Genomic DNA, 26183 nt, shown 5'->3' on the forward strand with positions numbered 1-26183 from the left:
GAAATCGGGCTGCGGCGACCAGAGGTGACGTGCCGCGATCCTCCGCGTGTCCGTCTCCGAACGGCCGGTCGTACCCGCCGGTGACCTGCTCACCCCGGCGCAGTCCGCCGCCGTGCGTCACGTGCGCGCGGTGGCGGTGCGGGACCGGCCGGTGGCCCTCGCGGTGATCGCCCGGCACCTGGCCGGGTCGGGGGCCGCGTACCGGCCGGAGGAGCTGGTCGCGGCGGTCGCGGAGCGGGGTCGGCTGACCGTCAACTTTCACCCCGACCGGCTGCTCGCCGACGGGCGCACGGTGGCGGCGGCGCTCGCCGACGAGGGGACCTACCGCAGCCAGTTCGTCACCGGCATCTCCAGCGGCGGCCTCACCGCGTATCCGGGCGGCGACCGGGACCGTTGGGAGGAGCGGCTGTTCGGCGGGGCGTACCAGGCGCCCGGGGTGTCCCCGGCGGAGCGGCCGATCTACGGCGGGTTGAACCTGCTGGACCACCCGGACGGCGCCTGCCCCCGGTTCGGCTCCTGCCACCTGCGGCTGCGTCCGGAGGTGCTGGCCCGAACGACATTCTGCTTCGGCGACAGCCATCTGGGCCCCACCGACCTGGGCACCGTCGACGTGCCCGAGCCCATCCTGGCCGCACTGCTGGCGGCGACCGCCGAAACCGGGACGAGCCTCGGCGTCGCCGGGATGGACGCCGGCCGGCTGGTACGCACCCTGCTCAGCCGGCGCGAGCGGGCGGCGCGCCGGCCCGCCGGCCGCGCCCTGGACGACTACGTCGAGGCGCAGATCCACGGCGGGGTCGCGCTGGGACGGGACGTGGAGGCGCTCGTCGTGGACCCGTCGTTCCGGGAGACGGACATCGGGCGCCTGCTGGCCGAGATCGCCCAGCGGTACCGGATCGACCTGGCGTTCCACGACGGCTTCGCGATGCCGGTCGACGCGATCGGTCCCGAGTTCCGCGGGCCGGCGATCCCCCCGTTGGCCGCCCGGGTGCACGCCGAGTTCGGCCGGCCGGGGGAGCCGGTCGACGCCGCGCTGATCGGGCGGGCCGCGGCGTCGGTGGTGCGGGAGCCGGGCCGCTGGGCCGACCGGGGCTCGACCGCCGAGACCCTGCAGCACCTCAAGCAGCTCTGGCACGTCCTGGTGCGGTTCGGCGATCCGCGTCCCTGACCCGCCTGTTCACGGGTGAACGTCCGACTCGCCGCGTGACCCACGCCGCAGCTCGGCGGGGTGCCGACATTTCCGGAATGACGGACACGTCAACCTGGTTGTGTCCCCCGTACCGCCGGCATCCAAACCCCGCCGGCGCGGGCAGTTCCCCCCGGGAGTGGGCGCGATCTTCAAGCGCGTCGACACGATTGAAAGGGCAACCATCGTGAAGCAGGTCTTCACTGCATGGCTCCCCGCCATCGCGAAGAACCGCAGGACCCCACTGATCGTCGCCGGCATCGCCGCCATCGGCGGACTGGCGCTCGGACCCGCCGCCGTGGCCGCCCCGGTCACCAGTGGGCCGCACGCCGGAGCCGTGGCCGCCATCGACCTCGCCACCGGCAAGAACCGACAGGCCACCACGGTCGAATCCGCCCTGACCACGGGCAGCAGCACCAGCAAGGTGCCCGCCGGCAAGCCGAGCCGGGACAAGCTCATCCCGCACGGCGTCGAAGGCGCGCAGTCCCGCGTGCCGCTCGACGACGAACAGCGTGCCAACGCCAAGGCCATCATCGAGACCGCCAAGAAGACCGGTGTGGGCGAGCGGGGCGCGGTGATCGGCGTGGCCACCTCGCTCCAGGAGTCGAAGCTCTACAACCTGGGTCACCTCGGCGTGTACAACGACCACGACTCGCAGGGCCTGTTCCAGCAGCGCCCGTCCAGCGGTTGGGGCACGGTGGAGCAGATCACCGACCCGGAGTACGCCTCCCGGGCGTTCTTCGACGCGCTGAAGAACGTGCACGGCTGGGAGGACCTGCCGCTGACCACCGCGGCGCAGACCGTCCAGATCTCGGCCTACCCCTACGCGTACGCGCAGTGGGAGGAGCAGGCGGCGGACATCGTCCAGCAGCTCTGGTGACCATCGCCTGAACGACCGGCCGGCCGGCCCCCGTCCCGGGGCCGGCCGGTGCTCTTCACCCACACCCCGCGTCCCGCGCGGTTTGCGGCGTGTCGTGGCGTCATCGGCCAGTGATACGCCGACACGCCGCCAACGGAGTCGATCAGCGCGGGACGTCGGCTCGCTGGTCGTCCGCGTCTCGCGGGGCGTCCGTGTCTCTGCGGGGCTTACGCCGCTCGCCGGTGCCGCGCCGTCCGGGGGCGTGTTCCGCTCTGGAAGCGAGTCGATCAGTGGGCGGGCGATCAGCTTGCTTGGGCGGTACCTCGGGTGGTCCGCTTCTGGTGCGCGGGTTGCGGCATGGCGTCTCCGCCGGGCCGTTCGGACCGCTGGGCGATTCGGGTGGGCGTGGGAACCATCCGGATCTGGTCGGTCGTGGGGCAAATGTCCGTGGCGGCCGGCATCCTCAGGCCGGAATCTGGCGCGGCCCAGGGTCGTTACATCTCCTGTACATCGCAGCAGCAGGGTGTTTCTCTGCCGGCCTCCATGGCACCGCCCCCGGCGGAATGGCCGCAGGTCCCCGGTCGTTACATCCCCTGGACGATCGCACGAGCCGCCCCGGCTCCTGGCGGAATGACGGCAGGCCGGTGGTCGTTACATCCCCCGGCCCCGTCTCGCACGAGCCGCCGCTGGCGGAATGACAGGCGGCCGGTGGTCGTTACACACAGTCCCGGCGCCGCGAGCCCCCCCGGCTTGCTGGCCCGCCGGTCGAAGACTCTCCCCTGAATCTTGTTGAGCGCCTGATCGTGGTGCTTGCGCGCGCCGCCGTCCCCCTTCTGGTGGTGCGTGCCGACCCCCGAATGGAGCTTCTCTGATGAACACGAACATTCTGCGTAAGAGCATGCTGAGCATCGCTGGTCTGGCCTTCGCCGGTGGCATCTTCGCCGGCCCGGTGACCGAGGCTCACGCCGCCCCGACCACGGAGGCCAAGGCTGTCGCCGTGGCCGTGCAGGCTGACAAGGCCGACAAGGCCGACAAGGCCGACAAGGCCGACAAGAGTAAGCTGATCCCGCATGGTGTGCAGGGCAAGCAGTCGCGCATCGACCTCGGCGCCGAGCAGACCAGGAATGTCAAGGCGATCATCGCGGCGACGAAGAAGGCTGACATGGACGAGCGCGCCGCCGTCGTGGCGATCGCCACGGCGCTGCAGGAGTCGAAGTTGGAGAACCTGGGTCACCTGGGTGAGCGCAACGATCACGACTCGCAGGGCCTGTTCCAGCAGCGTCCGTCCAGCGGTTGGGGCACGGTGGAGCAGATCACCGACCCGGAGTACTCGACCCTGGCGTTCCTGAAGGGTCTGAAGCAGGTTGATGGTTGGCAGGACATGCCGCTGACCGAGGCCGCCCAGACCGTGCAGGTTTCGGCCTACCCCTTCCACTACGCACAGTGGGAGCAGCAGGCCGCCGACCTCGTCGCCAAGCACTGGAACAACTGACCCACGAACCACCCGCTGGCCGGCACCCCCACCCCGGGGTGCCGGCCAGCGGCGTCTGCGCACCCAGCAGTGTGAAGAGTTGTCGTCGCCAGGGCGACAACCACTCTTCACAACCCACCCCCACCCCGGTGATCATGAAGTTATTGGCAGAAATGGAGATCTACACCGCCAATGACTCTCTGGACATCGGCGGACCGTCACATAAAGGCGACGGTCAGGCGGGCTCTCGGACCCATGACGCGGTAAGCCGCCCTCGCTTCATGGAGTTTCTTGATCATGGTCTCATTGGCCGGTGGGGAGGAAGCGCTCCGTGGCAGCACCGAAATTCGAGGTCGCCCGCCGGCTGCCCGCACTCCTCTGCGCTTCGCTGCGGCGGCCGACGCGTGAGCGGCGGGCGCCCTCGGAAAGGGTCAGGCTTGCGCCGGCGAGGTGGGCTGGCCGTAAGTGGTGTCGAACCAGCGGATGAAGCCCATGGTGTTGCCCCACTGAGCGGTGATCCGGTCGTGGATTGCACGCTGGTCATGCCCAGGTAGGAACTGCCGAGCGCCGGTGACAATGCCGTCGCAGCCACAGGCGCACGTACGGGGCCGGTCGAGTGGATGATCCTCGACGTAGGTGACCGGGTTGCGGAACTGGTCAAGGCTCGGCTGGCCGATCAGGCCGTCGTACACCGGATCGCCCGGAAGCCCATAAAGCCGGGGACGTAGCCCTGGCCGGCTGGCTTGGGGAGACCTACGCAACGTACCTACACGCCGTCGACCCAGCCGGAGCACAGGAGGCCCTGTCCGAAGCTAGCGCGCGGTACTACGCCCCCGGGGCGGCGTGGCTTTCCAGCGCATCGAGGTGCCGTCATCGCAAGCACAGCAGGCCGTTGACTTCCTCACCAAGCGGTACGACAACGGTCCGCAACTCATACTGGGCGTCACCGCCGTGCTAGACGACATCGCATGGGACAACACGCGCACAGCCGAGGCGGAGGCAGCTCTTGGCCGAGTTGGGCGAACACATGGGATTCACCGTCCAGCAGCCAGAGCGCGACTTCAACTCTGGACCAGACGTGCTGTGGAGCATGGGCGGGCATCGGTATGTAGTGATCGAGGCTGAGACCGGCGCGACCGCGCCGAAGATCTGGAAGGACCACATCAATCAGCTCAGCGGCTCAGTCAATTGGTGCCGCAGCAACTACGGCGGCGACGCAAAGATAACGCCGGTGCTCGTACATCCGTCCCACGTGGTCGACTCCGCAGGTACTGCCCCTCTTGGCACCCGGGTCATCAACAGGGAAAAGCTCAAGGGCCTCAAGGCCGCAGTACAGAAGTTTGCCCGGGCGCTGGCCCACGAGGATCGGTACCGCGACCCCGCCGCCGTCGAGGCCCAACCGGCTGAGCTACAGCTAACTGGCGAGACACTGCTCAACGCCTTCGCAGAAACCGCCACCGTTAGCCAGCCTCGACGATGTAACGCCACCCCGAGGTGTTGGGCCTGGCAGCCGACGCCAGCCGTGGGTCAGGTCGGTAACTGGTGGTGGCCGACCTCGACGATCGGTACCTTCCGCTGCTGGAGCGCGCCGGAGCGGTGGCGGTGCTGGTCCGCCCCGACGGTTACGCCTTCGGCGACGCGGACGCGAAAGCCGGCATCCCGGCGCTCGTGGAGGAGTTGCGGACCGCCGTCTCGGCGCTGCCCGGCAACGGGTGAACCGGGACTGCCGGCTGCTCGGCGGCCCGGTCGTACTCCTCGCGGGCGAGGGCGATCGCGGTCCGGTGCCGTTTCGCCCAGTCGGTCAGCGCCAGCAGCGCGTCGGACAGCTCCCGGGCGCGTTCGGTGGCGGTGTACTCCACCCGGACGGGGACGGTCGCATACACCGTACGAGTGAGCAGGCCGTCCCGTTCGAGGTTGCGCAGTGTCAAGGTCAGCATGCGCCGGCTGATCCCGTTCACCGCCCGTTCGATCTCGGTGAACCGGACCGGACCCTGGATCGCCACCAGCAGGATCCCGATGCTCCATTTCCCGCTGACGCGGTTGAGCACTTCGAGGACCGTGCACGCGGGGTTGTTGTCGTCCTGGTGCTCGCCGTCCTCAGGCACACGGCTGTTCCCTTGGGACATCAAAGTGCCTCCTTTCGGTCAAACGAATAGTCACACATCATGAAGTCGGTAACAAGAAGTAACGCTAGGGACCAAACAGAACCGGGCGGATCGGTCACCGGCGTTCCCGCCGGAGCGGTCCGCAGAGTCGAAGAGGAAGGCCGTTCGTGAATCAGACCAGAACAGCCGGCAGGTCGCGGGCGCTGGCGCTGGCCGTGCTGTGCTCCATGCAGCTGATGGTGGTGTTGGACGGGACGATCGTCACCGTCGCCCTGCCGACCATCCGCGAAGAACTCGGGTTCTCCCAGTCGAGCCTGGCCTGGGTGGTCAACTCTTACCTGATCGCCTTCGCCGGCCTGCTGCTGCTCTCCGGCCGCCTAGGCGACCTGATCGGCCGCCGCAAGGTGTTCCTGATCGGTCTCTCCATCTTCACCGCGGCATCGCTGCTCTGCGGGCTGGCCAACAGCCAGGAGACCCTCATCGCGTTCCGGTTCCTCCAGGGCGTCGGCGGCGCGATGTCCACCGCCGTCATCCTCGGCATGATCGTCACGATGTACACCGAGGCTCAGGAGCAGGGCCGGGCCATCGCGATCTACAGCTTTGTCGCCTCGGCGGGCGCGTCGATCGGCTTCATCGCCGGCGGTGTGATCACCCAGGGCGCCAGCTGGAACTGGATCTTCCTGATCAACGTGCCGCTCGGCGTCGCCGCCGTGCTCCTCGGCCTGCGCCAGATCGAGAAGGACCAGGGCATCGGCCTGTCGGCCGGCGCCGACGTGGTGGGCGCCGTCCTCGTCACCTCCGGGCTGATGCTCGGCGTCTACACCATCGTGCAGGCCGCCGACCACGGCTGGGGCTCCGGTCGCACCTTCGCTCTCGCCGGCACCTCCATCGCTCTGCTGGCCGGCTTCGTGGCCCGCCAGGCCACCGCGGCCAAGCCGCTGCTGGCGCTGCGCATCTTCCGGTTCCGCCAGGTCACCGGCGCCAACATCATCCAGCTGCTGATGGTCGCCGGCATGTTCGGGTACCAGTTCCTCACCGCGCTCTACCTGCAGCAGGTGCTGGGCTACGACCCCGCGGAGACCGGGCTCGGCTTCCTGTCGGTGGCCGTGGTGATCGCTATCGTCTCGCTCGGCTTCTCCACCAAGCTGGTGACCCGCTTCGGTGGGCGGGCGGTGCTGGTGGCCGGCCTGCTGGTCATCGTCGCCGGTCAGGTGCTGCTCGCCCGCGTCCCGGTCGACGGCCGGTACGTCGTCGACGTGCTGCCGGTGATGGTCCTGATCGGTGCCGGCTTCGGTATGGCGATGCCGGCGCTGACCGGGCTCGCCATGTCGGGCGCCACCCCAGAGGACTCCGGACTCGCCTCCGGCCTCTTCAACACCACGCAGCAGGCGGGTGGCGCCGTCGGCCTGGCCGTCCTGGCCACCGTCGCGGCCGACCGGACCGACTCGCTGCTCGCCAAGGGCACCGACGCAGCCGAGGCGGCGGTCGCGGGTTATCACGTGTCGTTCATCATCTCCGTGGCGTTCACCGTGGTCGCGATCCTGCTCAGCCTCACCGTGCTGCGCCGGCCGGCCAAGGCCGTGCAGGCCGCCCCCGTCTCCTCCGCCGCGGCCGACGCGTAAACAGCCGGTGCGGTCGATGCCGCGACCGCACCGCCGTGGCCACCTCCGTCCGGAGGTGGCCACGGCGTTTCTCCCCCGGCACCGGGTCGCGGCGGAGGCCAGGGTCCCGCTGGTCTCCGCCGTCCCGCACCGGCCGGGGTAGACGCACCAGCAGGAACGCGAAACGGCCGGCACATCCGAAGATGTGGCGGCCGTTTCCGTTCAGCCCGCCCGAGCGGTTACTTCATGATCATCGGGGCGAGAGTCGGCAGCGGAAAGGGCGGCGTGGGCGCGCATGGGGTCGGGATCGTGGATGGACCCCGTACCCGACGAGGTTGACGTCGATGGCTTGGCGCACGCGCACGGGGCGGGAGCGAAGGCGTCGTCGGGGGCGGGTGCGAGGGCATCGAGGCGGGTGCCGTGCCGGGGCCGGGGCCGAGGGCGGGGCTGCACCGAGGGCGGGTGCGGGGGCCGGGGCCGGGCATCGGGGCGGGCGCGAGGGCGCGCCGGAACCGGACAGCGGGGTGCGCGACAGGGGTGGCGGTGGTCACTCTGGGGGGTGGAACACCGGGTGGGGGTAGCCTGTTGAGTCAGGTGTCGGTGTGTCCAGTGTCCCCGGGCCTCACCTATAAATTGCCTTCGCGGAATACCGTTCGGCTGGAGCCGCGTCGTGCCACTCGCCGAGAGGCGACCTGCACACCGACGCCCCGGCGCCGCCCCCGATCCGACAGGGTCGGGGGCGGCGCTTTTTGTGCCGGTGCCCCGCGCCGTCGAAAAGATCGTCTGCTGGACTCGCCGCGCCCGCCCCGTTGACCTATCTTCAGGAGGTCGGCTTCCGCGACGTCGGGGAGGGGGTGCGGGGCGATGGGTCTGCGCACCTTCATCGAGGGCTGGCCGGTCTACCGTCAGCTCACCGGCCCCGACCCGCTGGGCCGGGGCGCCGCGGCGCAGTCCGCCCGCTCGGCGCAGCTCAGCCCCCGCACGGAGGCCGCCGACAACGTCGCCCGCTCGGTCTGCCCGTACTGCGCGGTCGGTTGCGGCCAGCGGGTCTTCGTGAAGGACGGTCAGGTCACCCAGATCGAGGGGGACCCGGACAGTCCGATCTCCCGGGGCCGGCTCTGCCCCAAGGGCTCGGCCAGCAAGAGCCTGGTCACCAGCCCACTGCGGCAGACCACGGTCCGCTACCGCCGGCCGTACGGCACCGAGTGGGAGGACCTGGAACTCGACGTCGCGCTCGACATGATCGCCGACCGGATCCTCGCCGCCCGCGCGGAGACCTGGGAGGACGTCGACAGCGAGGGCCGGCCGCTGAACCGGACGCTGGGCATCTCCAGCCTCGGCGGGGCGACGCTTGACAACGAGGAGAACTACCTCATCAAGAAGCTGTTCACGGCGATGGGGGCGCTCCAGATCGAGAACCAGGCCCGGATTTGACACTCCGCCACCGTCCCCGGTCTGGGGGCCAGCTTCGGTCGCGGTGGCGCGACGGACTTCCAGCAGGACCTCGCCAACGCTGACGTCATCGTCATCCAGGGCTCGAACATGGCCGAGGCCCACCCGGTGGGTTTCCAGTGGGTGATGGAGGCCAAGCGCCGTGGCGCCAAGGTCTTCCACGTCGATCCCCGGTTCACCCGGACCAGCGCCGTGGCCGACACGTACCTGCCGATCCGCGCCGGCTCGGACATCGCGCTGCTCGGCGGGGTGGTGCGCTACATCCTGGAGAACGAGCTCGACTTCCGGGAGTACGTGCTGGCGTACACGAACGCCGCGACGATCATCAGCGAGCAGTTCGTCGACACCGAGGACGGCGACGGCTTCTTCTCCGGCTTCGACCCGGAGACCGGCAGCTACGTGCAGGACACCTGGCAGTACGAGGGGCACGAGCGCGACTCCGGCAGCGGGCACACCGCCAAGGAGCGGGACAGCGCGGCGGGCCTGCGGCACGAGTCGCACGGCCCGGAGGTGCACGGCGAGACCCGGCGGGACGAGACGTTGCAGCATCCCCGCTGCGTCTACCAGATCCTGCGGCGGCACTTCGCCCGCTACACCCCGGAAATGGTGGAGCGGGTCTGCGGCATCCCGCAGGAGAAGTTCCTCGAGCTGGCCCGGGCCTGGACGGAGAACTCCGGCCGGGAGCGCACCGGCTGCCTGATCTACTCGGTGGGCTGGACCCAGCACAGCGTCGGCGTGCAGTACATCCGCACCGGGGCGATCATCCAGCTGCTGCTGGGCAACCTGGGCCGCCCCGGCGGCGGGGTGCTGGCGCTGCGCGGGCACGCCAGCATCCAGGGCTCGACCGACATCCCGACCCTGTACAACCTGCTGCCCGGCTACCTGCCGATGCCGCACCACGCCGACCACCCGACCTTCGACGAGTGGGTGGACAGCATCCGCCATCCGGGCCGGAAGGGGTTCTGGGGCAACGCGCGGTCCTTCGCGGCGAGTCTGCTGAAGGCGTACTGGGGTGACAGCGCGACGCCGGAGAACGACTTCTGCTACGGGTACCTGCCCCGGATGACCGGCGACCACGGCACCTACCAGCAGGTGCTGAACATGATCGACGGCAAGATCAAGGGCTACTTCCTGCTGGGGCAGAACCCGGCGGTCGGCTCCGCGCACGGCCGGGCCCAGCGTCTCGGCATGGCCAACCTCGACTGGCTGGTGGTCCGCGACCTGTTCATGATCGAGAGCGCCACGTTCTGGAAGAACGGCCCCGAGGTCGCCACCGGCGAGATCGTGCCGCAGGAGTGCCGGACGGAGGTGTTCTTCCTGCCCGCCGCGTCGCACGTGGAGAAGGAGGGCACCTTCACCCAGACCCAGCGGCTGCTGCAGTGGCGGGAGAAGGCCACCGAACCGCCGGGCGACGCTCGCTCCGAGCTGTGGTTCTTCTACCACCTGGGTCGCCGGCTGCGGGAGAAGCTGGCCGACTCCGACCTGTCCCGCGACCGGGCGCTGCTCGACCTGGCCTGGGACTACCCCACGCACGGTCCGCACGCCGAGCCGAGCGCCGAGGCGGTGCTGCGCGAGATCAACGGGTACGACGTGGCGACGGGCCGCCCGCTCGCCGCTTTCACCGAGGCGCGCGACGACGGTTCCACCGCCGTCGGCTGCTGGATCTACACCGGGGTGTACGCCGACGGCGTCAACCAGGCGGCCCGCCGCAGAAGCCGGCACGAGCAGGACTGGGTGGCCGCCGAGTGGGGTTGGGCGTGGCCGGCGAACCGCCGCATGCTCTACAACCGCGCCTCCGCCGACCCGGAGGGCCGCCCGTGGAGCGAGCGCAAGCGCTACGTCTGGTGGGATCCGCGGCGGGGCGAGTGGACCGGCTACGACGTGCCGGACTTCGAGCGGTCCAAGCCGCCGTCGTACCGGCCGCCGGCCGGGGCGTCCGGTCCGGAGGGGATCGCCGGTGACGACGCCTTCGTCATGCAGCCCGACGGCAAGGGCTGGCTGTACGCGCCCAGCGGCGTGCTCGACGGCCCGTTGCCGACGCACTACGAGCCGGCCGAGTCGCCGATGCGCAACCCGCTCTACGGGCAGCAGGCCAACCCGACCCGCAAGATCTACGACCACCCGGTGAACTCGGTGAACCCGAGCCCGCCGCAGCAGCACAGTCAGGTCTTCCCGTACGTGTTCACGGTCAGCCGGCTCACCGAGCACCACACCGCCGGTGCGATGAGCCGGATGGTGCGACCGCTGGCCGAGCTGCAACCGGAGATGTTCGTCGAGGTGTCGCCCGAGCTCGCCGCCGAGGCGGGCCTGACCCACCTGGGCTGGGCGCACGTGGTCAGCGGGCGGGCGGCGATCGAGGCGAAGGTGCTGGTCACCGACCGGCTCACCCCGCTGCGGGTGGACGGCCGGGTGATCCACCAGCTGTGGCTGCCGTACCACTTCGGGTTCGAGGGGATCGTGACCGGCGACTCGGCCAACGACCTGTTCGGCATCACCCTGGATCCGAACGTGCTGATCCAGGAGAGCAAGATCGGCACCTGCGACGTACGACCGGGGCGGCGGCCGACCGGCCCGGCGTTGCGCGCCATGGTCGTCGACTACCAGCGGCGGGCCGGCATCGTCCCGGGTCACCCGCCGCCGACGGTGACCACCGAGCTCCGCCACCCGGCGGGGTCGACCGCGGAGGGGACCGGCGATGCCTGACGCCAACAGCCTGTACGGCCCGCTCGACCCCGCACCGGACGCCGGCTGGGTCGCCGCCGGCCCCCGGATGGGCTTTTTCACCGACACCAGCGTCTGCATCGGCTGCAAGGCGTGCGAGGTGGCCTGCAAGGAGTGGAACGGCGTCCCGGCGTCCGGCTTCGACCTGCTGGGCATGTCGTTCGACAACACCGGCGCGCTGACCGCGAACTCGTGGCGGCATGTCGCCTTCATCGAGCAGCCCCGCCCCGCCGGCGGGCGCACCCCGCCGTTCGCCGGCGCCCCGACGGGCGGCTCGGCCGGCGCCTCGTCGGCGGCGGTGGCCGCCGGCACCGGCAACCCGACCGGCACCGACCCGGGCCTGCCGCCGGGCGCGCCCGCGTCGGCCGCCCGGATGGCCACCGGCGCCCCGCCCGGCACCGGCGGAGCGGTCGCCAGCGGCACCGACGCCGCGGCTCCCGCGAACAGTGCGCGGTTCCTCGGCATGCCCGGGTCGCAGCCGCCCGGCCGCGGCACCGGCGCGGAAGAGCGCACCGACTTCCGCTGGCTGATGATGTCCGACGTCTGCAAGCACTGCACCCACGCCGCCTGCCTGGACGTCTGCCCCACCGGTTCGCTGTTCCGCACCGAGTTCGGCACGGTAGTGGTGCAGGAGGACATCTGCAACGGCTGCGGCTACTGCATCTCCGCCTGCCCGTACGGCGTGATCGACCAGCGCAAGGACGACGGCCGGGCGTGGAAGTGCACGCTGTGCTACGACCGGCTCGGCGCGGGCATGACCCCGGCCTGCGCGCAGGCCTGCCCGACCGAGTCGATCCAGTTCGGCCCCCTCGACGAGTTGCGGGAGCGGGCCGCGCGGCGGGTCGCCACCCTGCACGGGCGGGGCGTGCCGGAGGCCCGCCTCTACGGCGACGACCCGACCGACGGGGTCGGCGGCGACGGGGCGTTCTTCCTGCTCCTCGACGAGCCGGAGGTCTACGGCCTGCCACCGGACCCGGTGGTCACCACCCGGGACCTGCCGAAGATGTGGAAGCGGGCCGGCCTGGCGGCGCTGGCCATGGCGGCGGCCACCGTCGCCGCGTTCGTCGGAGGTTCCTCGTGAGTCCGGACCGCGCCCCGGTGGGTGCCCTGTTCCGTCGTTTCCGGCAGCGCCTGGCGGCGGAGGGCCCGGACCGGTTCGGCGGACCGGGCCCGTCGGCGCCGTACGGCCCGAAGACCGGCGCCAGCCACCCGGCGGCGGCGCGCGGTGACGCCGTCGCGGCGGAGGCCGGGCTCGCCCCCCGGCCACCGCGGGACGCCGACCCGGTGACCCGGGGACGCGGGAGGCGGCGCGGGCGCGGCGGCGAGGAGCTGACCGTCCCGGAGGCCGAGTTCACCTCGTACTACGGCCGGCCGATCCTCAAGGCGCCGGTGTGGCGCTGGGACATCGCCGCGTACCTGTTCACCGGCGGGCTGGCCGCCGGCTCGTCGCTGCTCGCCGCGGGCGGTCAGCTGACCGGTCGGCCGGCGCTGCGCCGGGCCGGCCGGGTCACCGCGCTGGGCGCGGTCACCGCCAGCGCGTACTTCCTTATCCACGATCTGGGACGGCCGGCCCGCTTCCACCACATGCTGCGGGTGGCCAAGCCGACGTCGCCGATGTCGGTGGGCACCTGGATCCTCACCGCCTTCGGGCCGGCCGCGGGCGTCGCCGCGATCGCCGAGGCGGCCCCCTGGCTGCCCGAGCGGGGGGTGTCCGGGCTGGCCCGCCGGGTGCTGCCGCCGGTCGGGCACGCCGCCGGGCTGGCCGCCGCCGCGACCGCGCCGGCGCTGGCCACGTACACCGGGGTGCTGCTCGCCGGGACGGCGGTGCCGTCCTGGCACGAGGCGTACCCGGAACTGCCGGTCATCTTCGCCGGCAGCGCGCTGGCCAGCGGCGCCGGAGTGGGCCTGATCGCGGCGCCCTGCGCGCAGGCCGGTCCGGCCCGGCGGATGGCGGTGGCCGGCGCGGCCCTGGAGCTGTTCGGCGCGCACTCGGTGGAGACCAGGATGGGCCTGCTCAGCGAGCCCTACCGGATCGGCGCCGCCGGGCGGCTGCTGCGCGCCGGGCGGGCGCTCACCGCCGCCGGCGTGGTCGGGGCCCTGGTCGGCCGCCGCAGCCGCGCGCTCTCCGCGGTCTCCGGCGGGTTGCTGCTCGCCGCCTCGGTGGCGACCCGGTTCGGCATCTTCCACGGCGGGGTCGCCTCGGCGAAGGATCCGAAGTACACGGTGGTGCCGCAGCGGGAACGGCTGCGCCGCCGGGAGGCCGGCGAGGGCTGACGACCTCATCGCGCGGCCCTGTCGGCGCTGTGGTTGACTCCTGGGCGGAGGCGTTCAGGCGGCTGGTGCCCCTCCCGGTCTTCAAAACCGGTGTGGTCCGGGATCCGGGCCAGGCGGGTTCGATTCCCGTCCGTCTCCGCCACACCGCTCGGGAGATGACACGCATGGGCGACGGGCCGGCCGACCCGCGGCGGCGGGTGCCGCGCACCGACACCCTGCTGGCCGAGCCGCGGCTCGCCGCGGCCGTCGCCACCCTCGGCCGCGACCGGGTGAAGGCCGTCGTCGGCCGCGCCCAGGAGCGCGCCCGCCGCGGCGAGATCACCCCCGAGCAGGTACGCGACGCGGCGGTCGCGGCGCTGCCCGCCCCGGCGCCCCGCGCCGTGCTCAACGCCACCGGCGTCGTGCTGCACACCAACCTGGGCCGGGCCCCGCTCTCCGCGGCCGCGGTCGACGCGGTGACCGCCGCGGCCGGGCACACCGACGTGGAGCTGGACCTGCGTACCGGCCGGCGGGCCCGGCGCGGACGCGACGCCCTCGACGCGCTCGCCGCCGCGGTCCCGGACGCGCCGGCCGTGCACGTGGTCAACAACGGGGCGGCGGCGCTGGTGCTCGCCGCCACCGCCCTGGCCGCCGGTGCGGAGATCGTGGTCAGTCGGGGCGAGCTGGTCGAGATCGGCGACGGGTTCCGCCTGCCCGACCTGCTGGAGAGCACCGGCGCCCGGCTGCGCGAGGTCGGCACCACCAACCGCACCACCCTCGACGACTACGCCGCGGCGCTGGGGCCGCGTACCGGCTTCGTGCTCAAGGTCCACCCGTCCAACTTTCTCGTCACCGGCTTCACCTCCGCCGTGGGCGTCGGTGAGCTGGCCACCCTGGGCGTGCCGGTGGTCGCCGACATCGGCTCCGGGCTGCTCGGCCCCGACCCGCTGCTGCCCGACGAGCCGGACGCGGCGAGCACCCTGCGCGCCGGCGCCGCGCTGGTCACCGCCAGCGGCGACAAGCTGCTCGGCGGCCCGCAGGCCGGCCTGCTCCTCGGCGCCGCCGACGTGGTCGAGCGGCTGCGCCGGCACCCGCTGGCCCGGGCGCTGCGGGTGGACAAGCTCACCCTCGCCGCCCTCGCGGCGACCCTGCACGGCCCGGACAACCCGACCCGGGCGGCCCTGCGCGCCGACCCGGCCGCGCTGCGCGAGCGGACCGAACGGCTGCGCGACGCCCTCGGCGCCGCGGGGTGCGAGGCGGAGGTGGTGCCCAGCGCCGCCGTGGTCGGCGGTGGGGGCGCGCCCGGCGTCGAGCTCGACTCGTGGGCGCTGAGCCTGCCCGAGTCGTACGCCGCGCCGCTGCGCCTGGGTGAGCCGCCGGTGCTCGGCCGGGTGCTCCGCGGCCGGCTCCTGCTGGACCTGCGCTGCGTGCCGGCCGCCGCCGACGAGGCGCTGCACGCCGCGGTGCTGCGGGTGGCCGGCTGAGATGTACGTCGTCGCCACCGCCGGGCACGTCGACCACGGCAAGTCCACCCTGGTCCGGGCGCTGACCGGGATGGAGCCCGACCGGTGGGCCGAGGAGCGCCGCCGGGGCATGACCATCGACCTCGGCTTCGCCTGGACCACGCTGCCCGGCGGCGGCACCGTCGCCTTCGTCGACGTGCCCGGGCACGAACGGTTCGTGCCGAACATGCTCGCCGGGGTCGGCCCGGTCCCCGCCGCGCTGGTGGTGGTTGCCGCCGACGAGGGCTGGATGCCGCAGTCCGCCGAGCACCTGGCCGCGCTGCACGCGCTCGGGGTGTCGTACGGGCTGCTGGTGGTGACCCGCGCGGACCTGGCCGATCCGGGGCCGGCGCTGGCCCAGGCCCGGGCGGAGATCGCCGCGACCTCGCTGGGCGACGTGCCGGCGGTGGCGGTCAGCGCCGTCACCGGCGCGGGCCTGCCCGAGCTGCGGTCCGCCCTGGACCGGCTGGTCGCCCGGCTGCCCGCGCCGGACGTCGAGGCGCCCGTGCGGCTCTGGGTGGACCGGTCGTTCACCATCCGGGGCAGCGGCACGGTGGTCACCGGCACCCTCGGCGGCGGCCGGCTGCGCGTCGGCGACCAGCTCGAACTCGCCGGCGGCGGCGACCTGGTCCGGGTCCGGGGCCTGCACCGCCTGGGCGCCGCCCGGGACCGGGTCGACGCGGTGGCCCGGGTGGCGGTCAACCTGCGCGGCGTGGCCCGGGACCGGCTGGCGCGCGGCGACGCGTTGCTCACGCCCGGCCGGTTCGGCCGGACCGAGCTGCTGGACGTGCGACTGGCCGGCGACCCGGCCGGTGACCTGCCGGCCACCCTCACCCTGCACGTCGGCTCGGCGGCCGTCGCCGCCCGGGTCCGCCCGCTCGGCCCGGACACCCTCCGGCTGCGGCTGGCCCGCGCGTTGCCGCTGCTCGTCGGTGACCGGGCGCTGCTGCGCGACCCCGGCCGGCGCCATGTCAGCGGCGGGGTCACCGTGCTCGACGTCGCCCCGCCCCCGCTGCGCCGCCGGGGCGCCGCCGCGGCCCGGGCGACCGTGCTGGCCGGCCTGGACGGGCGCCCCGACCTCGCCGGGGAGCTGCGGCGCCGGGCGCTGGTCCGCGCCGGCGACCTCGCCCGGATGGGGGTGCCGGTCACCGCCACCCCGGTCGCCGGTGACTGGCTGGCCGACCCGGACCACTGGCGGCGGCTCGCCGCCCGGCTGGTCGAGGAGATCACCCGGTACGCCCGGGAGCATCCCCTCGAACCGGGCGCGCCGGTGGACGCGCTGCGCCACCGCCTCGACCTGCCCGACCGGGCGCTGGTCGAGGCCCTGGTCCGGCCGCCGCTGACGCTGCGCGCCGGCCGGGTCGCCGTGGCCGGCGCCGGGGCGCTGCCCGAGCCGGTGGCCCGCGCCGTGGGGCGGGTCCGCGCCGAGTACGCCGACCACCCGTTCCGCGCCCCCGAGGCCGACCGGTTGGCCACCCTCGGCCTGGGCCCCCGCGAGATCGGCGCCGCGGTACGCGCCGGCGCGCTGCTGCGGCTGGCGGAGAACGTGGTGCTGCTGCCCGGCGCGGTCGACGACGCGGTGCGGGTGCTGGCCGCCCTGCCGCAGCCGTTCACCCTCAGCGCCGCCCGGCAGGCCCTGGACACCACCCGCCGGGTCGCGGTGCCGCTGCTGGAGCTGCTGGACCGGCGCGGGGCGACCCGGCGGCTGCCCGACGACGCCCGCGAGGTGGTCGCTCCGCCCGGCTGAGGCGGGCGGCATCCGCCGATACCGGTTCCGGGGCACGGCGCCGTCGCTACGGTGACGGGATGGACCCTTCGGCGGTCTGGCGGGACAAGGGCCACCGCTGGCGGATCGAGGCGTACCGGGCGCCGGACCTGCGCTTCGCCATCTTCGCCACCAACGGCACCACCGAGTCCGCGCCGCTCTGGCTGTTCGGCATGTCGGCGCTTGCCCGGTGGCTGATGACCCACGCCATCTCCCTGGACGACCTGGAAAGCGACTGAGGGGGTGTGATGGCCGGTCAGCTGGCCCTGGTGGCCGTACTGGTGCTGGTCAACGCCGCCCTCTCCGGCAGCGAGATGGCGCTGGTGACGCTGCGCGAGGGTCAGTTGCGGCGGCTGGGCCGCTCCGGTCGGGCCGGCGACCGGGTGGCCCGCCTGGTCCGGGAACCGAACCGCTACCTGGCCACCATCCAGCTCGGCATCACCCTGGCCGGGTTCCTCGCCTCCGCGGCGGCGGCCGTGTCGCTGGCCGAGCCGCTGGTCGGGCCGCTGGGCTTCCTCGGCCGGGCGGCGCAACCGGTGGCGGTGGTCGCGGTGACCGTGGTGCTCACCTTCGTCACCCTGGTCGTCGGGGAGCTCGCCCCGAAACGGCTGGCGATGCAGTGGGCGGAACGCTGGGCGCTGCTCAGCGCCGCGCCGCTGGACGTCGCGGCCCGGCTGTCCCGCCCGGCGGTCTGGCTGCTCAGCCGCGCCACCGACCTGCTGGTCCGGCTCGCGGGCGGGGATCCGGGGGCCCGCCGGCAGGAGATGACCGAGGACGAGCTGCGGGAGATGCTGGTCAGCCAGCGGGGCCTGTCGGCGCAGCAGCGGGAGATCCTGTCCGGGGCGTTCGACATCGCCGGCCGTACCCTGCGGGAGGTCCTGGTCGCCCGGCGCGACATGACGGTGCTGCCGGCCGCCATGCCCGCCGCCGAGGCGGTGCGGCGGCTGGCCGGCGCCGCCCGGTCCCGCGCGCCGGTGATCGGGCCGGGTGGGCTGGACGACGTCTGCGGGGTGGTGCACATCCGCGACCTGGTCGACGCCGGTGACGCCTCGGCGGGGGAGAAGGCCCGGCCACCGCTGCTGCTGCCGGCCACCCTGCCGGTCGCCGACGCCATCCGCCAGCTGCGGCAGCGCCACGAACAGCTCGCCCTGGTGGTCGACGAGCACGGCGGCATCGACGGGTTGATCACCATGGAGGATCTGCTGGAGGAGGTCGTCGGCGAGCTGTACGACGAGACCGACCGGGACGTGCGCGGGGTGGTCCGGGAACCGGACGGGGCGCTGCTGCTCTCGGGTGACTTCCCGCTGCACGACCTGCCCGACGTCGGGGTGCGGCTGACCTTCCCGCTGTCGCGGGAGTACACCACGGTCGCCGGGCTGGTCCTGGCCGGGCTGGGCCGGCTGCCCACCGGGGCGGGGGAGACCGTCCGGCTGCCCGACCTGACCATCGAGGTGGTGGAGGTCGCCGACCGGGCGGTCCGCCGGGTCCGGCTGCGCGGTTCCGCGGCCGGCTGCTGACCGGGTACCCCGGACGGGGGAAACGATGCGGAAGCGCCGGTGCCCGGCGATGTGCCGCCGTACCGTCCGAAACGTGAGGGACCAAGGGATTCGCAAGTTCCTGGCGGTGCTGGCCGGGCTCGCGGTGATCTATTTCGGCGTCATCGGCAGCGCCGACCAGGACGGCGGCGGCATCTCCGGCGGGCTGGTGCTGCTCGCTCTGCTGGCCGCGCTGCTGGTGTGGCACCTGACCAAGCCGGGCGACAAGCCGGCCAAGTGAGGGCTCAGCGGGCCCCGGCGGCGCTACGGTTGACCTCCGCGGCGGACTCCTCGCCCAGGGCCACCCGGACCAGCGCCGAGGCCAGCCGCCCGAAGTCCGCCTCGCCGACGAGACCGGCCAGGCCGCGCGGGTTCGCCGGCAGCCCGAGCCGCCGGGCCCCGGTCAGGGTCCGCCGGTCGGCGTACGGGCGCACGTCCGGCCAGACCGTCTGCGCCTCGCGCAGGAAGATGTCCGCGCCGGTCGGCCCGATCCCGGGGAACTCGGTCAGCAGGCGGCGCAGCGCGGTGGACTCCCCACCCGCCTCCCGGTGCAGCCGGCGCAGGTCACCGTGCCAGCGGTCCAGGCAGAGCCGGGCGCCGGTGCCGAGCATCGTGGCGGTCCGCTCGTCGTAGCGGCGGTAGTGGCCGCGGCCCAGGGCGTCGACCCGGTCCTGCCAGCTCGCCGCCTCCATCGCCTGCGGCGTACGGCAGCCGGCGGCGAAGAGCTCCCGCGCGGCGGCCACCGCCACCTGCGCCCTGATCCGGGTGCTCAGCAGGGTGGCGAGCACCAGCAGTTGGTAGAGCGGACCCGGCCGGTCGGTCAGCCGGATGCCCGCCTCCTCGGCGTAGGTGCGTCCCTGCCGGTCCAGCAGCACCCGGGCCACCTGTCGTTCGTCCCCCATGACCGGGCAGTACCCGTCCTGGCGCGGATCAGCCGGGCGGCCGGTGGTCGAATGCGCTCCACGGCGGCGGGTAAGCCATTGACCGGACCGGCGACCGCCGCGTCCGGACAGACCCGGGGGAGGAGACCGCCGTGGTGCAGCCGCAGCAGGAGGAGTTCCGCCGCAACGACAAGGGCGCGACCAGTCAGGACAGCAAGGGGCCCAAGCCGACCGGCCACCCGCTCAACAAGAGCCACTCGACCGGTGACCGGGGACGGCCTGTCCCGAAGGGACAGGCCTCACCGTACGGACCTGGCGGGTCGACCGCCGAGGACGACAGTGTGAAGGGCTAACGTCCCCGCCCGTGGGGCGGCCGCAGCCGGTTCCAGGTGGCTGCGGCCGCCACACCGTACGCCAGGTGCGGGATGATGTCGGACAACCAGTCGGTGCGGGTCCAGGTGCGCGGGTCACTCACCCCGAGCGCGGTGATCGACACGTCCGACGCCGCCATCGCTCCGCCCCCGAGCAGGCCGGTCGCCGCGGCCAGCGACGTCCGCCGCCGCGCGAGCAGCGCGAACGCCACGCCGACCCCGATGCCGGTGGCGTACCCGAGCAGCGCCCCGAGGCCCGCGCGGCGGTTGACCGCCCGGTCCTCGGGGCCAAGGTCCACGTGCGCCAGCTCCGCCATGCGGCGGGCGCTCTCGTCCGGTGCGCTGCTCGCCGGCCGGGCACGGATCAGGATGTCCAGGTAGCCGACGGCGTTCAGCGCGGTGCTGCCCACCGCGCCGGCGATCGCCCCGTCGACGAGGGCCGACGACCTCACTTCGGGTCACCGGGTTCGCGCTCGCTCTTGGGGCCGTACGTCCGTTCGCCCCGGACCACGCCCCGCTGTCCGCGATCCTCCTGGAGGATCCGGTTGGCGACCTGGTTGGCCTCCTGGTCGGCCGCGCGTCCCGACTGCTCGATCAGGTCGCGCAGCCGCGCGCGGGCCTTGTCGTAGGCGTTGCTTCCCGGCCGTGGTCCTGACATTGCCGCCTCCTCGGTCGCTGTCACCGCGTGCCGTACCCGCGCCGTCTACCCGTTCGGCAACGGGCCAACCGCGCTCACTCGGGGGCCCGCACCACGGCGACCGGGCTGGCGCTGTGGTGCAGCACCGCGTGGCTCACCGAGCCGAGCAGGAGCCCGGTCAGCGGCCCGTGCCCCCGCCCCCCGACGACCACCAGCAGGGCGTCGCGGGACGCCTCGGTGAGCGCGGTCGCCGCTCGTTCCCGGACCACCCGGTGGGTGACCGACACGTCGGGGTAGCGCTCCGCCACGCCGGCCAGCGACTCGGTGAGCACCTGGTCCTCCTCGCCGCGCAGCGTCGACTCGTCGTAGACCAGCGGCTGCATGTCCCCGGGTCCGCTGGAGGTCGGATGCCGGTAGGCGTGCAGCGCGTGCAGGGCGGCGCCGCGCAGGCTGGCCTGTTCGGCGGCGAACTCCACCGTGGCCCGGGAGGCCGGCGAGCCGTCCACCCCGACCACGACCGGCCCGCCGGCGTGTTCCTCGCCGCGGGCCACCAGCACCGGACAGTCGGCGTACGTGGAGACCTGGACGGCGACCGAGCCGACGACCAGCGCGGCGAAGCCGCCCAGTCCGCGGTCGCCGAGCACGATCAGGGCGGCGGCGGGGGACTCGCCCAGCAGCACCGCGGCCGCCTCCCCGTCGATGATCTCGCCGGTGACCGGTACGTCGGGCGCCGCGGCTTCGGCCGCCGCCACCGCGTCGGCCACCACCTGCTCGGCCTGGTGGCGCAGCCCGCCGCCGGGTGGCGCACCCTCGGGCGGTTCGACCGGCACCCGCAGCAGCGGCCAGATGAACGCGTGCACCACCCGCAGCGGCCGGTGGCGCCGGCGGGCCTCCGCAGCCGCGAGCCGGACGGCGCGCAGCGCCGGTTCCGAGCCGTCCACGCCGACCACCACGGCCGCGCTGTTCGCCGAGTTCACGTCGCCGCACCTCCTACCCGCGGCCAGTATCGCGGCCGTGGCACTGTCGCCGGGGCGATACCGCGAGCCCGGTCGTCGTCGTTACGCTGTCGGCCACCCGAGGGAAGGAGCGCCGTCGATGGCCGAGCCGGAGCAGCCCAGCACCGCCCGCATGATCGACTTCTGGTTGGGCGGTACGCACCACTATCCGGTGGACGTGGCGGCGGCCCGGGCGTTCGAGGGGGCGTACGGGCCGTGTGCGGCGATCTTCCAGGACCTGCGGGCCTTCCTGGGCCGGGCGGTGGCCGCCATGGCCGGGGCGGGGGTGGACGGGTTCCTGGTCTTCGGCGCGGGGCTGCCGACCCGGGGCAACGTGCACGAGGTGGCCACCTCCGCCACGGTGCTCTACACCGACGTCGACCCGGTGACCGTCCGGCTCGGGCAGCAGATCCTGGCCGGCAGCGACCGCGCCGGCTACGGGTACGGCGACGCCACCGACATCGGCACGGTGGACCCGGCCCAGCTGCACCGCTTCGTGCCGGGGTGGGGCCGCAGGCCGGTCGGGGTGGTCTTCCTCGGGCTCGCCGCCTTCCTCGACGACGACACGCTGGCGCGTACCCTGGACGAGCTCTACGAGGCGGCCGCGCCCGGCAGCTTCCTCGCGGTCGACTTCGACAGCGAGGAGCTGGCGGCGTACCCGGAGGCGCTGGCCATGATGGGACCGCAGTTCCGGATGCGCGCCCCGGCGGCGTTCGCGCCACTGCTGGGCCGCTGGACGCCGACGGCCGACGGCATCGTCCCGGTGTCCCGGTGGCGGCCGGTGGGGGAGCCGACGGCCGTGCCGGACGCCTTCCACGGCGGGCTCGCCACCAAGTCGGCCGGCTGACCGGTCGATGCCCCGCCCTCCGTATGATTCTTGCTCTACAGCAAGAATTTCTCGGAGGACGAAGATGCCGGACGCCCCCGGAGCAGTGTCGCGCGCTCTCCGCGAGGCCCCGCCCGACCAGTTGGTGGAGGCCGTCGACCGGTACGTCCGGTCGACGCTCGGCGCCTCCCGCGTCGAGGTCCTGCTCGCCGACTACCGGATCGCCGGGCTGCTGCCGGTGCTCGACCCGGAGCTGCCCGACGCCGGCTTCCTGGCCTGCCAGGGGGTGGCCCAGCGCTGTTTCAGCAGCCAGCAGCCGGTGCTGGACGGCCGGGACGACGGGCACTGCCGGGTCTGGACGCCGGTGACCGCCTGGGGTGAGCGGCTCGGCGTGCTGCTGGTCGAGTTCCCGCACGCCACCGACGCGGACCTCGTGCGACGACTCGGTGACATCGCCGGTGACCTGGCCACGGCGCTGCGCGCCGCCGACCGGGAGACCGACCGCTACCGGCGGGCCCGGCGGCGGGAGCGGCTCACCATGGCCGCCGAGATGCAGTGGGACCTGCTGCCCGGGCGTAGCGTCACGCACGAGTCGTTCCTGCTGGCCGGGCAGCTCGAACCGGCGTACACCGTCGGCGGCGACCACTTCGACTGGTCGGTCGACGCCGGCCAGCTCACCGTCACCGTGCTCAACGGCACCGGCACCGGCCTGGCCGCCGCGCTGCTGACCGCGCTGACGGTCAACGCGATGCGCAACGCCCGCCGTTCCGGCGGCAGCCTGGTGGAGCAGGCCGAACTCGCCTCGGACACCATCTACTACCAGCACCGCGGACGTCGGCACGTGGCCACGCTGCTGCTCTCGGTGGACACCGCCACCGGACGGGTGCGGGCCGTGGACGCCGGCTCCCCGCACGTGCTGCGGCTGCGCGGCGGCACGGTCACCCCGATCACCCTGGAGCAGCAGCTGCCGCTGGGCATGTTCGCCGAGACCCGGTACGACGTGCAGGAGTTCGACCTGGAGCCGGGGGACCGGCTCTTCGTGGTCAGCGACGGGGTGTACGCGGCCTGCCCCGGCGGCCACGAGACCTACGGGGAACGGGCGATGACGCGGTCGATGCGGTCCACGCGGTTGCAGCCGGCCACCGAGGCGGTTGGTACGGTGATGCGCGAGTTGTTCGCCTATCATGCGGAGACCGACCTCCGCGACGACGCCGTCGTCGTCTGTCTGGACTGGCGCGGGACCGGCGGTGGTGACGGGTGGCGCGAACGGTAACCGGGCCGACGGCCACGGAACAGCGGGACAATCGCAGGGGACAGCGGGTGGAGCGACCTCCGGATCTTGCCGCGGCGATCGACGCCGCTGCCGAGGCGCTCCTGGCTGTGCTCGACCCGGCCGCCTCCCGGCACCAGGTGACGGTCCCGCCGACCCAGTTGCGGGTGCTGGCCCTGATCAGCGACCGGCCGGAGACCAACGTCAACCGCCTGGCCGAGCTGCTCGACGTCGTGCCGTCCTCGGCCAGCCGGCTCTGCGACCGGCTGGAGGCCACCGGGCTGCTGCGCCGGGTGGCCGATCCCCGCGACCGCCGGGAGGTCCGGCTGGTCCCCACGGCGGCGGCGCTGGCGCTGCTGCAGGAGCTGAAGGACCGGCGGCACCGGGCGGTGCAGACGGTGCTGGACCGGATGACGCCGCGGGCCCAGCACGAGCTGCTGCTGGCGCTGCTGGCGTTCGGCCAGGCCGCCGAGGCCGAGGCCGAGCCGGCAGCCCAGGCCGACGCCCCGGCCCGTACGGCCTGACCACGAACCCGGACCGGACGAGCCCTGGCCCGCCGTATTCAACTAGTGTCCTAGGATGCTCTACGGGTGGTGACGCACCACACACGGCACACCGGTCATCGACGTCGACGCGCGGCTCGGGGGAGCAGACGTGAGCCCGATATAGTGGCTGCGCAACTCACCGGTCCACGGCCACGACGCTCGGGGACCGCGTCAGGGGGAGGTCCCAGCCCGGGATCGCCGAGGCGCCGGCGACGGCCGGCCCGGGAAACGCGCACGTCCCGCCGGGTGCCCGACAGGCACCCGGATCGTGCTGCGGAGGGAGGATCGGTGTCGCGTCGGCCGGCTCGGGCAGAGCATCCGCACCGCTCGGACGGCGAGACCGACGCCGCCGACCGGGTACTGACCCTGCCCAACCTGATCAGCTTCGTCCGGCTGCTCGGCGTACCGCTGTTCCTCTGGCTCTTCCTGGTGGTCGAGGCGGACGTGGCGGCGCTCGTGGTGCTGGCCATCGGCGGGACCACCGACTGGGTGGACGGCTGGATCGCCCGCCGCCTCGGTCAGGTCAGCCGCCTCGGCGAGCTGCTCGACCCGCTCGCCGACCGGCTCTACATCCTGGCCACGCTCCTGGCGTTCACCGTGCGCGAGGTGGTGCCGTGGCAGTTCACCGCCGCGCTGCTGGCCCGGGAGCTGCTGCTGGTCGGCTCGCTGACGGTGCTGCGTCGGTACGGGTACGGCCCGCCGCCGGTGCACTACGTGGGCAAGACCGCCACGTTCCTGCTGCTCGCCGCGTTCCCGATCCTGCTGCTGGCCTCCGCGTCGGCGCCGGTGGCGACCGCCGCCGGCGCGATCGGCTGGGGGCTGGCCTGGTGGGGGCTGGTCCTGTACTGGGTGGCCGGCGCGATGTACGTGGTCCAGGCCGGGCGGCTGGTCCGGGCCGTCCGCGCCGACTCCCGGGGAGCGACGGCGTGAGCGCGCCGGATCCGGGCCGGCGTCCGAGCCGGGTGTACGCCCCGGACTTCCTCACCGAGCTGTTCCGCAATCCGCTCGACCCCGGGTACGCCGACGCGGCGGCCCGGCGGGAGCGGTCGCCGGCCCCGCAGGGGTGGCGGGGGACGTCGGCGAGGGCGGTGGCCGTGGTGGTGCTCGCCGCGGTCGGGTTCCTGTTCGCGGTGGCGTACCGGGAGACGGTGGCCGACGAGCCGAGCCGCAGCAAGGCGCGGGCCGGGCTGGTGGCGCAGATCCAGCAGCGGGAGGCGGAGACCGACCAGCTCAGTGTCCGCGCCGACCGGTTGCGCGAGGAGGTCGGCCGGCAGCGGGACGCGGCGTTGAGCGGTTCGCAGGCGGCCCGGCTGCGCAACCTGGAGGCGGGCACCGGTCTGGGCCGGGTGCGCGGGGACGGCCTGGTGGTGCGGCTGACCGACGCGGCGCCCAAGGACGAGGACGCGGTGACCGGTGACTCGGAGGTCGGCCCGGACAAGGTGCTCTACTCCGACCTGCAGAAGGTCGCCAACGACCTGTGGGCGTCGGGGGCGGAGGCGGTGGCGATCAACGGGCAGCGGTTGACGGCGACGTCGACGATCCGCTCGGCCGGAGCGGCGATCCTGGTGGACTTCCGTCCGGTGACCAGCCCGTACGAGGTGACGGCGATCGGGCCGGGTTCGATGCGCGACCGGTTCGAGGAGAGCCGCTCGGCGTACCTGATGCGTCGGGTGGCGAAGATCGCCGGGCTGTCGTTCCAGGTGCGGGACGCGGAGGACCTCACGCTGCCGGCGGCCACGGAGCCGCGGCTACGCTACGCGGAGCCTTCGGTCAGTCCGAGCCCGTCGCCGTCCGGGTCGGGTGCCGACCGTTCGTCCAGTCCCGGGCCGATCGGTTCGGGTACGTCCCCTCGCCCCTCCGGAGGTGTCCGATGATCGCGGTGCTGGCGCTGCTCGTCGGTGTGGTTCTCGGGATCTACCTGGACCCGACCGTGCCGGCCGCGTTGCAGCCGTACCTGCCGATCGCGGTGGTGGCGGCGCTCGACGCGGTGTTCGGTGGGGTGCGGGCGAAGCTGGACCGGATCTTCGACGACAAGCAGTTCGTGGTGTCGTTCATCTCGAACGTGCTGGTGGCGGGTCTGATCGTGTACCTGGGTGACCAGCTGGGGGTGGGCGGTCAGCTCTCCACCGGTGTGGTGGTCGTGCTCGGGGTGCGGATTTTCGGCAACGTGGCGGCGATCCGTCGTCACCTGTTCCGGGCGTAGGTTTGTGG

Annotated in this window: 24 protein-coding genes, 1 tRNA gene and 1 pseudogene; 20 read left to right on the top strand and 6 right to left on the bottom strand. The window is 73.5% G+C overall.

All coding sequences use genetic code 11. The annotated features are described in order from the left end of the window. The first annotated feature begins 46 nt into the window (after positions 1-46). From AC5L3Z_RS21015 to AC5L3Z_RS21025, 3 genes are all read left to right on the top strand, one after another. Positions 47-1165 (top strand): DUF3626 domain-containing protein, encoded by a 1119-nt coding sequence (locus tag AC5L3Z_RS21015; RefSeq protein ID WP_494844398.1) that lies wholly within the window; start codon positions 47-49, stop codon positions 1163-1165. 205 nt (positions 1166-1370) lie between these two features. Further along, the gene (locus AC5L3Z_RS21020) at positions 1371-2063 is read left to right on the top strand and encodes a hypothetical protein (protein ID WP_494844399.1); all 693 of its coding nucleotides are present in this window, start codon (positions 1371-1373) and stop codon (positions 2061-2063) included. 850 nt (positions 2064-2913) lie between these two features. Next, complete coding sequence (locus AC5L3Z_RS21025) at positions 2914-3534, top strand: hypothetical protein (RefSeq protein ID WP_494844401.1); 621 nt, start codon at positions 2914-2916, stop codon at positions 3532-3534. A 410-nt stretch (positions 3535-3944) separates the two neighbouring features. Here AC5L3Z_RS21025 and AC5L3Z_RS21030 read toward each other — a convergent pair whose 3' ends face one another. Both AC5L3Z_RS21030 and AC5L3Z_RS21035 read right to left on the bottom strand, forming a co-directional pair. Then, positions 3945-4205 carry a hypothetical protein gene (locus AC5L3Z_RS21030; protein WP_494844402.1) on the bottom strand — a complete coding sequence of 87 codons (261 nt, stop codon included), beginning with the start codon at positions 4203-4205 and terminating at the stop codon, positions 3945-3947. Between the two features lie 1041 nt (positions 4206-5246). Further along, positions 5247-5639: pseudogene (locus AC5L3Z_RS21035) on the bottom strand (winged helix-turn-helix transcriptional regulator); the annotation flags it as partial. A 146-nt stretch (positions 5640-5785) separates the two neighbouring features. On the opposite strand from AC5L3Z_RS21035, the gene AC5L3Z_RS21040 reads away from it, so the two are divergent. From AC5L3Z_RS21040 to AC5L3Z_RS21085, 10 genes are all read left to right on the top strand, one after another. Continuing rightward, positions 5786-7240 carry an MFS transporter gene (locus AC5L3Z_RS21040; protein ID WP_494844404.1) on the top strand — a complete coding sequence of 485 codons (1455 nt, stop codon included), beginning with the start codon at positions 5786-5788 and terminating at the stop codon, positions 7238-7240. An 843-nt stretch (positions 7241-8083) separates the two neighbouring features. Next, positions 8084-11374, top strand: coding sequence for a formate dehydrogenase (gene fdh, locus AC5L3Z_RS21045; RefSeq protein WP_494844406.1), 3291 nt, complete (start codon positions 8084-8086; stop codon positions 11372-11374). Beyond that, the gene (locus tag AC5L3Z_RS21050; protein WP_494844408.1) at positions 11367-12473 is read left to right on the top strand and encodes a 4Fe-4S dicluster domain-containing protein; all 1107 of its coding nucleotides are present in this window, start codon (positions 11367-11369) and stop codon (positions 12471-12473) included. The genes fdh and AC5L3Z_RS21050 overlap by 8 nt, the downstream gene beginning before the upstream one ends. Next, positions 12470-13666 carry an NrfD/PsrC family molybdoenzyme membrane anchor subunit gene (gene nrfD, locus AC5L3Z_RS21055; RefSeq protein ID WP_494844410.1) on the top strand — a complete coding sequence of 399 codons (1197 nt, stop codon included), beginning with the start codon at positions 12470-12472 and terminating at the stop codon, positions 13664-13666. Before AC5L3Z_RS21050 ends, nrfD begins: the two co-directional genes overlap by 4 nt. Positions 13667-13712: 46 nt before the next feature. Continuing rightward, positions 13713-13808 (top strand) — tRNA-Sec (locus AC5L3Z_RS21060). Between the two features lie 22 nt (positions 13809-13830). Then, complete coding sequence (gene selA / locus AC5L3Z_RS21065) at positions 13831-15129, top strand: L-seryl-tRNA(Sec) selenium transferase (protein WP_494844412.1); 1299 nt, start codon at positions 13831-13833, stop codon at positions 15127-15129. Position 15130: 1 nt separating this feature from the next. Beyond that, positions 15131-16894, top strand: coding sequence for a selenocysteine-specific translation elongation factor (gene selB / locus AC5L3Z_RS21070; protein ID WP_494844414.1), 1764 nt, complete (start codon positions 15131-15133; stop codon positions 16892-16894). Positions 16895-16953: 59 nt separating this feature from the next. Continuing rightward, the gene (locus tag AC5L3Z_RS21075) at positions 16954-17151 is read left to right on the top strand and encodes a hypothetical protein (protein WP_494844416.1); all 198 of its coding nucleotides are present in this window, start codon (positions 16954-16956) and stop codon (positions 17149-17151) included. Positions 17152-17160: 9 nt separating this feature from the next. Continuing rightward, complete coding sequence (locus AC5L3Z_RS21080) at positions 17161-18429, top strand: hemolysin family protein (RefSeq protein WP_494844418.1); 1269 nt, start codon at positions 17161-17163, stop codon at positions 18427-18429. Between the two features lie 73 nt (positions 18430-18502). After that, positions 18503-18688 (top strand): hypothetical protein, encoded by a 186-nt coding sequence (locus AC5L3Z_RS21085; RefSeq protein ID WP_494844567.1) that lies wholly within the window; start codon positions 18503-18505, stop codon positions 18686-18688. A 4-nt stretch (positions 18689-18692) separates the two neighbouring features. Here the strand turns inward: AC5L3Z_RS21085 and AC5L3Z_RS21090 are convergent, their stop codons facing one another. After that, positions 18693-19349, bottom strand: coding sequence for a hypothetical protein (locus AC5L3Z_RS21090; protein WP_494844420.1), 657 nt, complete (start codon positions 19347-19349; stop codon positions 18693-18695). Positions 19350-19480: 131 nt separating this feature from the next. Here AC5L3Z_RS21090 and AC5L3Z_RS21095 point away from each other — a divergent pair, with 131 nt between their 5' ends. Continuing rightward, positions 19481-19681, top strand: a complete 201-nt coding sequence (locus AC5L3Z_RS21095; RefSeq protein ID WP_494844422.1) for a hypothetical protein — start codon at positions 19481-19483, stop codon at positions 19679-19681. Here AC5L3Z_RS21095 and AC5L3Z_RS21100 read toward each other — a convergent pair. The 3 genes from AC5L3Z_RS21100 to AC5L3Z_RS21110 all read right to left on the bottom strand — a co-directional run bounded on the left by AC5L3Z_RS21100 (position 19678) and on the right by AC5L3Z_RS21110 (position 21313). Then, the gene (locus tag AC5L3Z_RS21100) at positions 19678-20151 is read right to left on the bottom strand and encodes a hypothetical protein (protein ID WP_494844424.1); all 474 of its coding nucleotides are present in this window, start codon (positions 20149-20151) and stop codon (positions 19678-19680) included. The genes AC5L3Z_RS21095 and AC5L3Z_RS21100 overlap by 4 nt on opposite strands. Next, positions 20148-20357: a phosphatidylethanolamine-binding protein gene (locus AC5L3Z_RS21105; RefSeq protein ID WP_494844426.1), complete on the bottom strand. Its 210-nt coding sequence runs from the start codon at positions 20355-20357 to the stop codon at positions 20148-20150. The genes AC5L3Z_RS21100 and AC5L3Z_RS21105 overlap by 4 nt, the downstream gene beginning before the upstream one ends. A 74-nt stretch (positions 20358-20431) precedes the next feature. Continuing rightward, positions 20432-21313 carry a universal stress protein gene (locus AC5L3Z_RS21110; protein WP_494844428.1) on the bottom strand — a complete coding sequence of 294 codons (882 nt, stop codon included), beginning with the start codon at positions 21311-21313 and terminating at the stop codon, positions 20432-20434. A gap of 118 nt (positions 21314-21431) precedes the next feature. Between AC5L3Z_RS21110 and AC5L3Z_RS21115 the strand changes: the two genes are divergently transcribed. The 6 genes from AC5L3Z_RS21115 to AC5L3Z_RS21140 all read left to right on the top strand — a co-directional run bounded on the left by AC5L3Z_RS21115 (position 21432) and on the right by AC5L3Z_RS21140 (position 26175). After that, entirely contained in the window at positions 21432-22178 is a 747-nt protein-coding gene (locus AC5L3Z_RS21115) for an SAM-dependent methyltransferase (RefSeq protein ID WP_494844430.1), read from the top strand. 64 nt (positions 22179-22242) lie between these two features. Continuing rightward, the gene (locus tag AC5L3Z_RS21120; protein ID WP_494844432.1) at positions 22243-23430 is read left to right on the top strand and encodes a PP2C family protein-serine/threonine phosphatase; all 1188 of its coding nucleotides are present in this window, start codon (positions 22243-22245) and stop codon (positions 23428-23430) included. A 47-nt stretch (positions 23431-23477) separates the two neighbouring features. Further along, on the top strand, positions 23478-23951 hold the full coding sequence (locus AC5L3Z_RS21125) for a MarR family transcriptional regulator (RefSeq protein WP_494844434.1): 474 nt from the start codon (positions 23478-23480) through the stop codon (positions 23949-23951). Between the two features lie 309 nt (positions 23952-24260). After that, the gene (gene clsA, locus AC5L3Z_RS21130) at positions 24261-24902 is read left to right on the top strand and encodes a cardiolipin synthase ClsA (RefSeq protein WP_494844436.1); all 642 of its coding nucleotides are present in this window, start codon (positions 24261-24263) and stop codon (positions 24900-24902) included. Beyond that, the gene (locus AC5L3Z_RS21135) at positions 24899-25846 is read left to right on the top strand and encodes a DUF881 domain-containing protein (RefSeq protein WP_494844438.1); all 948 of its coding nucleotides are present in this window, start codon (positions 24899-24901) and stop codon (positions 25844-25846) included. The genes clsA and AC5L3Z_RS21135 overlap by 4 nt, the downstream gene beginning before the upstream one ends. Then, complete coding sequence (locus AC5L3Z_RS21140) at positions 25843-26175, top strand: small basic family protein (protein WP_446214391.1); 333 nt, start codon at positions 25843-25845, stop codon at positions 26173-26175. Before AC5L3Z_RS21135 ends, AC5L3Z_RS21140 begins: the two co-directional genes overlap by 4 nt. Positions 26176-26183: the final 8 nt, after the last annotated feature.

It is taken from the genome of Micromonospora sp. LZ37 (assembly GCF_059359015.1).